At 69.9% G+C, this 9,813-nt stretch carries 11 protein-coding genes; 5 read left to right on the top strand and 6 right to left on the bottom strand.

Annotated elements, in window-relative coordinates; genetic code table 11:
- From VGF64_17630 to VGF64_17605, 6 genes are all read right to left on the bottom strand, one after another.
- A partial coding sequence (locus VGF64_17630) for a hypothetical protein (protein ID HEY1636581.1) occupies positions 1-524 on the bottom strand: 524 nt, incomplete at its 3' end.
- Positions 521-1,279 carry an ABC transporter ATP-binding protein gene (locus VGF64_17625; protein HEY1636580.1) on the bottom strand — a complete coding sequence of 253 codons (759 nt, stop codon included), beginning with the start codon at positions 1,277-1,279 and terminating at the stop codon, positions 521-523. The genes VGF64_17630 and VGF64_17625, both read right to left, overlap by 4 nt.
- Positions 1,280-1,361: 82 nt before the next feature.
- Positions 1,362-2,093, bottom strand: coding sequence for a 2OG-Fe(II) oxygenase (locus tag VGF64_17620; GenBank protein HEY1636579.1), 732 nt, complete (start codon positions 2,091-2,093; stop codon positions 1,362-1,364).
- Positions 2,090-2,923, bottom strand: coding sequence for a methylated-DNA--[protein]-cysteine S-methyltransferase (locus tag VGF64_17615; GenBank protein HEY1636578.1), 834 nt, complete (start codon positions 2,921-2,923; stop codon positions 2,090-2,092). Before VGF64_17615 ends, VGF64_17620 begins: the two co-directional genes overlap by 4 nt.
- A complete protein-coding gene (locus VGF64_17610; GenBank protein ID HEY1636577.1) occupies positions 2,920-3,504 on the bottom strand; it encodes a sigma-70 family RNA polymerase sigma factor in 585 nt (194 codons plus the stop codon). The genes VGF64_17615 and VGF64_17610 overlap by 4 nt, the downstream gene beginning before the upstream one ends.
- Positions 3,505-3,565: 61 nt before the next feature.
- Complete coding sequence (locus VGF64_17605; GenBank protein ID HEY1636576.1) at positions 3,566-3,772, bottom strand: hypothetical protein; 207 nt, start codon at positions 3,770-3,772, stop codon at positions 3,566-3,568.
- A gap of 153 nt (positions 3,773-3,925) precedes the next feature.
- On the opposite strand from VGF64_17605, the gene VGF64_17600 reads away from it, so the two are divergent.
- The 5 genes from VGF64_17600 to VGF64_17580 form a co-directional block, all read left to right on the top strand.
- Positions 3,926-5,617, top strand: a complete 1,692-nt coding sequence (locus VGF64_17600) for an AMP-binding protein (protein ID HEY1636575.1) — start codon at positions 3,926-3,928, stop codon at positions 5,615-5,617.
- A gap of 107 nt (positions 5,618-5,724) precedes the next feature.
- A complete protein-coding gene (locus tag VGF64_17595; GenBank protein HEY1636574.1) occupies positions 5,725-6,219 on the top strand; it encodes a MarR family winged helix-turn-helix transcriptional regulator in 495 nt (164 codons plus the stop codon).
- The gene (locus VGF64_17590; GenBank protein HEY1636573.1) at positions 6,216-7,832 is read left to right on the top strand and encodes a DHA2 family efflux MFS transporter permease subunit; all 1,617 of its coding nucleotides are present in this window, start codon (positions 6,216-6,218) and stop codon (positions 7,830-7,832) included. Before VGF64_17595 ends, VGF64_17590 begins: the two co-directional genes overlap by 4 nt.
- A gap of 71 nt (positions 7,833-7,903) precedes the next feature.
- Entirely contained in the window at positions 7,904-9,565 is a 1,662-nt protein-coding gene (locus tag VGF64_17585) for an FAD-dependent oxidoreductase (GenBank protein ID HEY1636572.1), read from the top strand.
- The coding region (locus VGF64_17580; GenBank protein ID HEY1636571.1) for a cyclic nucleotide-binding domain-containing protein at positions 9,562-9,813 on the top strand (252 nt) is incomplete at its 3' end. The genes VGF64_17585 and VGF64_17580, both read left to right, overlap by 4 nt.

Raw genomic sequence — 9,813 nt, 5'->3', positions numbered from 1 at the left:
AGGGCTTCCGCCCCCGTGCCGAACCGCAGGACCAGGGCGATGACGAACAGGGCGATCACCCAGCCCACGACCAGCAGGACGGCCATGATCGGGATCAGGCCGACGCCGAGCCGGCCGACGTTGAAGGCGTAGAAACCGAGGGCGGTAAGCGAGACGACTCCCACTCCCATGACGAGCTTGACCATCCCGAACAGGGCCACGCCGCAGGCGTATTCAACCTCGCGCAGCGGCGTCACCATCAGGTTGAGCAGGTTGCGCGACCAGGTCTCCTCCAGGAACCCCGTCGAGAGGGCGATCTGGGCCTGGTAGACGACGTGCCAGAGGACGATGCCGGACAGCAGGTAGCCGAACGCCACCGCCCCGCCGCTTCCCTGCCGGGACACGAACACCCCGAGGGACCCGAACAACAAGACGTCGACCAGCGGCCACAGGACCACGTCGAACAGCCGATGGGGGCTGCGCAGCAGGACGTAAGCCTGGCGCCGGGCCACGGCCCGGACCCGCAACCAGCTCGAACCGGTCATGCCGGCCGGTCCGTGTGCTGGGCGCCCTCATGCCCGCCCGCCGCCAGGTGCAGGAAGACCCCCTCGAGGTCGCCAAGGCCGAAGCGACTCGCAACCGACGAGGGGCGACCATCGGCGACCACGCGACCGGCCGACAGGAACACGACCCGCTCGCAGAGCCGTTCCACCTCCGCCATGTTGTGACTGGTGAGCAACAGCGCCGTGCCCTCGGTGTCGCAGAGCTCGGTCAGCCCGGCCCGGACCCGCCGGGCCACCTCGGGGTCGAGCGACGCCGTCGGCTCGTCCAGCACCAGCAGGCGGGGCCGGTGCAGGGTCGCCTTCACCACACCCACCAGGGTGCGCTGACCGGACGACAGCTCGGTGCCCAAGCGGCCGGCGAGGTGGCCGATACCGAAGCGCTCGAGGGCCGTGCTGATCCGCTCGTGCAGCTGCTGGACCCCATAGAGCTGGCCGAACATGCGGAGGAACTCCCCCACCCGGAGCCGCTCCGGCAGAGGTAGGTACCCGGCGGCGAAGCCCACCTCTCCCATGGCCTGGCTCCGCTCCTTGGGGAGGGGGTGGCCAGCGACGCGCACCCAGCCAGAGTCGGGGAGGATGGCACCCAGCATCATCAACAGCGTGGTGGTCTTGCCGGCGCCGTTGGGACCGAGGAGGCTGACCCGTTCGCCCGGACGCACGGACAGATCCACCCCATCGACGGCGCAGACGCCCTTGAAGCGCTTGACCAGCTGATGAGCGTCGAGCACGGAGTCCACGCCGTCCACTCTGTCAGGCGGGGACGGGGAGCCGGCGAGAAATAAACGAGCGGGTCGCCTACGCCGACCTGCGAGGCCGGTGTCAACGCGCCTCGTGGAAGATGACGCCGAGGGTGTAGCGGACACCGGACGTCACCGTGCTGATCCCGTGTCTCACGGCGGCGCGGTAGTGGCCGCGGCTTCCGGCGACAGGCCGGTAGCGCGTCGGGAAGATCACCGCGTGGCCCAGCGGGACCGTGACCGACGTGCCGCGCGACTGTGCGCGCGGACGCTGCTCGACGAAGAGGTTCTCGCCGCCGGTGAAGTCCACCCCGGGCTCGGTCAGCGCCACTGTCAGCTGCAGCGGGAAGGCCACGTCACCGTACAGGTCCTGATGCAGGTTGTTGTACCCGCCGCGTTCATAGCGCAGGATCAGTGGAGTCGGCTTGGTCTGTCCGGCGCCCCGACACACGGCGACGAGCTGTTGAAGGCGTGGCGGATAGTCGGAGCCCTCGTCGAGACGCGACGCCCAGGTGTTGGCGAGCGCCGCCAGAGGTGGATAGGCGGTGTCGCGTAGCGCAGCGACCGTCGGCGGCAACGGGTAGTCGTAGTAGCGGTAGCAGCCTTCTCCGAACCGATGGCGCGCCATGTCGATGGTGGAGCGAAAAGTGGCATCGTCTCCGAACCGGTCCCGCAGCCACTTGCACTGGGCGGCGCTCAGCACGGGAGTGGGCGTCACCGCGTGGCCGTCCTGATCCAGCGCCTCGGCGATGGCATCCCAGTCGCACACCTCGACCCTGTCGCGAACCGCCCTCGCTTCCTGAGATGAGGTCATGCCGAGGCGGCGAGCGCGGGCCGGCAGTCCCGGCAGGGCTGGTAGCCGGCGTCCACGGCTCGGGACATGGTGCCGAATGGAACACGGTGGGCGGGTGTGATGCGCCGGGCGTGGCGGCAGCTCGGGTAGCAGACGACGCCCGTGGTGTCACTGGCCAGGTAGTGGACGCCGGCCGAGGCCAGCCGGCTCGCCTCGTCGAGGTCGACGTCCTCGGCGCTGAGCAGCTCGTGCTTCATCACCGGGCCCAGGGCGTAGTTGCCGATCTGGCCGTCGCTGCGAACGACCCGGTGGCAGGGGATGAGGATGGGAACGGGATTGTGACCGAGGGCAGATCCGGTGGCCCGCACGGCCTTCGGCCGGCCGATCTCGCGGGCGATCCAGGCGTAGGGCCGGATCTCACCTCGGGGGATCTCGAGCGCCTTGCGCAGCACCGCCTCCTCGAACTCGCTCAGCCCCCGCAGGTCGAAGGCGAGATCGCCGGCCCGACCGTCGCGGAGGGCGGGCAGGAGTCCGGCGGGCGGCCGCGCGGCCCGCTCGATGGGCCGGCCGAACCGCTGACGAAAGTCCTCTGCGAACCGGTCAGCGTCCTCATCGACCTGGTCCACGGGGCGCACATAGCTGATGCCCCGATCGGTGAACGCCACGAACACCTCCCCCAGCGGGCCGGGGGTGAGCACGAAGCGGGCGAACACCCGGGCGTCGAAGCCCTCCGGCGGCTCGGCGGCCAGCTCGCCCAGCACCCGGGTCAGGGGGTCGTGGTCGAGTGCAATGTCATCTGTTGCGCTGTCAGCACCGGGGCGGTATGGCCCGAGGCCGTGGGGGCCGCTCATGAGAGCTCCTCCTCGAGATTGGTGTCGGTGATCAGGGTGCGCAGGCGGGCGAGGCCGCGCGAGACATGGGACTTGGCCGTGCCTTCCGGACAGCCGAGGACGGCGGCGATCTCCGCCAGCGGGAGGTCGACGATGTGGCGGAGGACGACGGCTAGGCGCTGGGTCTCGGGAAGCTCCGCCAGCAGGTACTCGACGCCGTTCCTCAGCTCGCGGCGGCGGAGATGCTCCTCGGGCCCGCCCGACGGGGCGCGCGGGTCGGGAGACGATTCCAGCGGCACCTGGGCGGGCCGGCGGGTGTCCGTCCGAACCTGGTTGCGCCACAGGTTCAGCAGGATGGTGACCAGCCAGGGGCGGAGCTGCAGGTCGCGGATCCGCTCTGGCGGGTACGCCCGCAGCGCCTGGTAGGCACGGAGGAATGCTTCGGCTGCGAGGTCGGCGGCGTCGGCTGGACGTCGCGACATGCGCAGGGCGGTCGTGTACAGGGCCTGTTGGTAGCTCCCCACCACCTCGGGGAAGGCGCCGTCCACGTCCCGACTGAGCCGGACGGTGAGCGCGGCCCGACTGTCGGTCGCGGTCGTCATGTCATCAAGAACACCGCGACCCGGGTTCGGTTGCAGCGGCAAGCCGGGGATGCGCTCCCTCTTACCTGCGCCCGGCCATGAACCACAGCGTCAGCTCCATGGCAGCCAGGCCGAACCACAGCCCAGCCACCGTCCAAGCCCCCAGGACGAGACCGACCACCAGGGCGACGACGAGCCAGACCACCCCCAGCGCCCCGAAGAGCCGCCGCTGCCACCGTCGCCGTCTCGGGCGGGCCCCCGGCGGCCGGGCGCCATTCGGCGTTGCCACCCGGTCACCCTACGCCGGCCCGGGAGGCTGGCCCGACGGCCAGCCTCGAGGCCGGCCCGGGAGGCCGGCTCGACGATGAAGCCGCAGGCGCGTAGCGCCGAGGCCGGCCCACTCCGTGCAGTGGCCTGGGGGATGTTCGGGTAGACCGTTGTCGTGGACGCAGCGCTGAACCTGATGAGAGGTCCATCGCGCGCCGTCGCCGGCGCCCTGACCGGCGTGACGAGGCCGGTCTCCGAGGTGATCGGCGCCGTTCCCGCGCTCAGCCAGATCGGGCTGCTCCGACCACTTCGTCCCGACCAGGTGGTCAGCGTGGTGGCGGCCCTGCGCCGCTGGGGCATGACGCCCGCCGCCGGCTATGCGTCGGCGGCGGTGCGCTTCCCTCACGCGGCGGCGGTGATCGACGAGCATGGGACGCTCAGCTTCGCGGAGGTGCACCGCCGGACGACATCGCTCGCCAACGGATTGTCCGAGGCGGGTATCGGCGAGGGTGACCGCGTCGGTGTCCTCTGTCGCAACCACCGCGGCTTCGTGGACGCGACCATCGCCCTGTCGAAGCTCGGCGCCAACGCCTACTTCCTGAACACCTCGTTCGCCGGGCCCCAGCTCGCCGAGGTCATCAAGGCGGAGAAGCTGACCGGTCTGGTCTACGACCAGGAGTTCACGGAGGCCGCCAGGCGCGGTGCACGGAGGTGTACACGATTCGTGGCGTGGGTGGACGAACCTTCCGGACGCGGACGTCCTGGTGATCCGACGTTCGAGAGCCTCATCGCCACCAACGACGACAGCCCCCTCGCCCCACCGACCAGGCCGGGGCGGCAGATCATCCTCACATCGGGGACGACGGGACGGCCCAGGGGCGCCAACCGGGGCGTGCCGGGGACGCTCAACCCGCTGGTTGCCTTCCTTTCCCGCATTCCGCTCCGACATCGCGACACGACACTCATCGCCGCACCGCTCTTTCACGCCTGGGGGCTCGGCAACTATGCGTTGTCGCTCGTGGCGGGGGCGACCGTGGTCCTCCAGCGGCGCTTCGACGCCGAGGCGGTCCTGGCTGCCATCGAGGAGCACCAGGTCACCGTCCTCGCCGCCGTGCCGGTGATGATCCAGCGGATCATGGCCCTGCCCGAGGCGACCCGGCGCCGGTACGACACGCGGTCATTGCGCGTCGTCGGCCTCAGCGGCTCGCCGCTGTCGGACCGCCTGGCCCATTCGTTCATGGACTCCTTCGGTGACATCGTCTACAGCCTCTACGGATCGACCGAGGTGGGTTGGGCGGCCATCGCCACCCCCCAGGATCTTCGCGAGGCGCCGGGAACCGCCGGGCTGCCGCCCCGCGGCACCGTGGTCCGGATCGTGGACGATGAGGGGGAGGAAGTCCCGGTGGGTACCACGGGTCGGATCTTCGTGGGAAGCGAGCTGCTCTTCGACGGGTACACCGCTGGAGAGGGCAAGGAGATGCTGGACAAGCTCATGTCGACCGGCGATCTCGGTCACCTGGACCAGGCGGGGCGGCTCTTCGTGGAGGGCCGGGAGGACGACATGATCGTGTCGGGGGGCGAGAACGTCTTCCCCCAGGAGGTCGAGGAGCTGCTGCGGGCCCACGAGGGAGTTGCCGACGCGGCCGTGATAGGTGTCCCCGACGAGCACTTCGGCCAGCGACTCAAGGCCCTGGTGGTCACCGAGGGCGAACGCGATATCTCTCCTGACGACCTCCGGGCCTACGTGCGCTCGAACCTGTCCCGCTTCAAGGTGCCGCGGGACGTGGAGCTCGTCGAGGACCTGCCAAGGAACCCCAGCGGCAAGATCGTCAGACGGGAGCTCGGGGGCAGCGCCGGGCCCGACTGAGCCGGCGCCACGGGCCCGCTCAGGTCGGAGCAGCCCTGTGACCAGAGTCACTTGCTAGGCGCCAGCAATTGGATGCACCAAGCAACTATCTCGGGTACCCTGCCGGCATGACCGACAGCGGCCAGATCACGGCTCTCGAGCGAGCGCTGGTCCGCGCGGCCCGCACCGTCGGCCGCCTCGACCTTCCGGCTCGCCTGGCAGACGCTCCCATCGGCAAGGAGTCCTATTGGTTGCTCAACCGCGTCGAGGAGCTCGGTCCAATGCGGGCCTCGGACCTGGCCGCCGCGCTCAACCTGGACGCATCCACGATCAGCCGCCAGACCCACAAGCTCGTCGACGCCGGCCTGATCGAGCGGACGATCGACCCGGTCGACGGTCGTGCCTGCCTGCTCGCCGTCAGCGAGCGGGGACGCCAGGCCCAGGCGGAGGTCGTCTCCTTCCGACGCCAACAGCTCGCGGAGCTCCTCCAGGAGTGGTCCGACTCCGACCGGCGACTCGTCACCAGACTCCTCGACCGCCTGGCCGACGATCTTGGCGGGCCGGAGGGCGTCAGCGCCCGTCCCACCGGTCGCGCCGCTCACCGGGTGGCGCAGCCGTCGTGACCGCCGTGGCCCAGCCCGAGCCCTCGGGCCCCATCGAGCTCACGCACCGCCAGATCATGGTGGTGCTGAGCGGCCTCATGCTCGGAATGCTGCTGGCCGCGCTCGACCAGACCATCGTCGCCACCGCCCTTCCCACCATCGCCGGCGACCTCGGGGGCATCGGTCACCTCTCCTGGGTGGTGACGGCCTACCTGGTGACGTCCACCGCAGCAACGCCGCTCTACGGCAAGCTCTCGGACCTCTACGGGCGCAAGCGCCTCTTCCAGGCCGCCATCCTCATCTTCCTCGCCGGCTCGGTGCTGTCGGGCATCAGCCAGAACATGCTGGAGCTGGTTGCCTTCCGGGCCGTCCAGGGCATCGGCGCAGGAGGGCTGCTGGCGCTGGCCATGGCGATCACCGGCGACATCGTGAGCCCCAGGCAGCGGGGCCGCTACCAGGGCTACTTCGGCGCCGTGTTCGCGCTCGCCAGCGTGGGTGGGCCGCTCCTCGGGGGCTTCTTCACCGACCACCTCTCGTGGCGGTGGATCTTCTACATCAACCTGCCCATCGGCATTCTCGCCCTGGTCGTGACTTCTGTCGTGCTCCGACTGCCCTTCGCCCGGCGAAAGGCGGTCGTCGACTACACCGGCGCGACCCTCCTCGTCGGAGCCGTCGTCGCCCTTCTCCTCGTCACCGTGTGGGGCGGGAACACCTATCCGTGGGGGTCACCGCCGATCATCGGCACGGCGCTGGCAGGCGTGGGCCTGCTCGTCACTTTCGCCTGGTGGGAGCAGCGTCGGGCGGACGAGCCGATCCTCCCACTCGCGCTGTTCCGCAACCGCGTCTTCAGCATCGCCAACGCCACGACCTTCTTCCTTGCGATGACGATCTTCGGCGCCATCATCTTCCTGCCTGAGTACATGCAGCTTGTCACGGGGGCCTCGGCGACCGTCTCGGGCCTGCTACTGCTCCCACTCATGGGCGGACTGCTCGTGGCGTCCATCGTCAGCGGCCGCCTCGTCACCCGCTACGGTCGCTACAAGATCTTCGTCGTCATCGGGGGGGCCCTCCTCGTGCTGGGCATGTGGCTCCTGTCGCACCTCGGGTTGCACACCTCCCGAGTCGTCGCCGGGATCTACATGGTCCCGCTCGGGGTGGGCATGGGCATGATGATGCAGAACATGGTGCTGGCCGTGCAGAACGCGGTCCCCGTGAAGGACCTCGGCACCGGCACGTCGACCATCAACTTCTTTCGGTCGATGGGCGGCGCCTTCGGTACGGCGATCTTCGGCGCCGTGCTGACAGCTCGCCTGAACACCTGGCTTCCGCGCCTGCTGCCCAGCGGTTTCCAGGGCCACGTGACCGCCAACTTCGTGTCATCGCCTCAGGCGGTGCGGGCGCTTCCCGCTCCGGTGCACTCCGGCGTCGTGCTGAGCTTCGTCCATTCGCTGCACACCGTCTTCATGGTCGCGATCCCTGTGGCGATGGCCGCATTCGTGCTCGCCATCTTCCTGCGGGACCTTCCCCTGCGCGGCCGGTCCCACATCGGCATCGAGGAGGCCGAGCCCGTTCCCGTGGCGGCTCTCGGCCTCGACGACGTCCTGGTGCCCGAAGGGGCCGGTTTGCGAAGTTGAGCGACTAACCGGGTGGAGGCCGGGGGCCTGCCGGTAGGCTTGCCCCTCCCACCTCCAAGAGAACGCGAGCCATGCCTCCGCCGATCCTGCTGACCGTCGACGACGACCCCGGTGTCTCGCGGGCCATCGCCCGGGATCTGCGCCAGCACTATTCCGAGGACTACCGCATCCGCCGCGCCGAGTCGGGCCAGGAGGCCCTCGACACGCTGTCGGAGCTCAAGCTCCGCGGTGACCGGGTCGGCCTCCTACTGGCCGACCACCGGATGCCGCAGATGAACGGGGTGGAGTTCCTGGAGCGGGCCCAGGAGCTGTACCCAGAGGCCCGCCGGGTGCTGCTGACGGCGTACGCCGACACCGAGGCCGCCATCGGCGCCATCAACCGGGCCGACGTCCACTACTACCTGCTGAAGCCGTGGGACCCGCCCGAGGAGCGTCTCTACCCGGTCATCGACGACCTGCTGGAGGACTGGTTGGCGGAGGACCGACCCGCCTTCGAGGGCGTCAAGGTCGTGGGGCACCGCTGGTCGGCGCGCTCGCACGACGTGAAGGACTTCCTCGCCCGCAACCAGGTCCCGTACCGCTGGAAGGAGCTCGATCGCGACGAGGAGGCCAACCGCCTGCTGGCGGCCAAGGGGATGAGCCCTGACGACCTTCCGCTGGTGATCACGGCGGACGGGCAGCCGCTGCGCTCGCCGTCGACGAGTGAGCTGGCCTCGGCGCTCGGCCTGAGCAGCACGCCGAACCTGCCGTTCTACGACCTCATCGTCGTGGGTGGGGGGCCCGCCGGGCTGGGCGCCGCCGTCTACGCCGGCTCGGAGGGCCTGGAGACTGTGCTCGTCGAGCGGGAGGCCGTGGGGGGTCAGGCCGGGCAGAGCTCCAAGATCGAGAACTATCTGGGCTTCCCGTCGGGCGTCTCGGGGGCCGAGCTGGCCCGGAGGGCCGCTGCCCAGGCGCAGCGGTTCAACGTCGAGACCCTGCTCGTCTCCGAGGTCGAAGCCCTCGAGATCTGCGGCTCGGCGCGGGTGGTCCGGATGGGCGACGGGACCGAGCTGTCCGCTCACGCCGTGCTGCTCACGACGGGGGTGGCCTACGTCCGGATGGACGTTCCCGAGGTCGAGAACTTCACCGGACGCGGCGTCTACTACGGGGCGGCCATGACGGAGGCCGTGAACTGCAAGGACGAGGACGTCTACATCGTGGGCGGGGCCAACTCGGCCGGACAGGCGGCGGTCTACTTCTCCCGCTCCGCCCGCAGCGTCACCCTGGTGGTGCGCGGGGAGTCGCTGCAGCGGTCCATGTCCCGCTATCTCATCGACCAGATCGACCAGCGTGACAACATCTCGGTGAAGACCAGGACCGAGGTCGTCGGCGCAGACGGCGACGACCACCTCGAGCAGCTGTGGCTGGTCGACCGGGCAACCGGGACCGAGGACAAGGTCGACACCTCCTGGCTCTTCGTCCTCATCGGCGCCGCCCCCGGCACGGAGTGGCTCGGGGACACGGTGCGACGAGACGACCGGGGGTTCATCCTCTCCGGTCCGGACGTCATGGTCGACGGCAAGCCCCCGCCGGGGTGGGACATGGAACGCCAGCCGTACTTCCTCGAGACGAGCGTCCCCGGCGTGTTCGTGGCCGGCGACGTGCGCAGCCAGTCCGTCAAGCGGGTGGCTTCGGCGGTCGGCGAGGGGGCCATGGCGGTGACCCTCATCCATCGCTACCTGGAGCTGCTGTGACCCTCGTGGACGAGCTGCGCGGCTGCTTCCTGTTCGAGAAGCTGTCCGACGAGCAGCTGTCATGGCTGGCCGACCACGGCGACGTCGTGAAGTTCGACGCCGATGCCGAGGTGTTCCACGAGGGAGAGCCGGCCGAGATGTTCCTCGTGCTCCTCGACGGCCAGATCCAGATGCTCAAGCGCATCACCGGTGAGGACGTGGTGATGAACACGACCGACCACCACGGCGCTTACGCGGGGGCCATCCGG

This window comes from Acidimicrobiales bacterium, from assembly GCA_036491125.1.
Classification (GTDB): domain Bacteria; phylum Actinomycetota; class Acidimicrobiia; order Acidimicrobiales; family AC-9; genus AC-9.
Note: the sequence above shows the minus strand (reverse complement) of the source record. Positions and strands in the feature narration are given on the sequence as shown.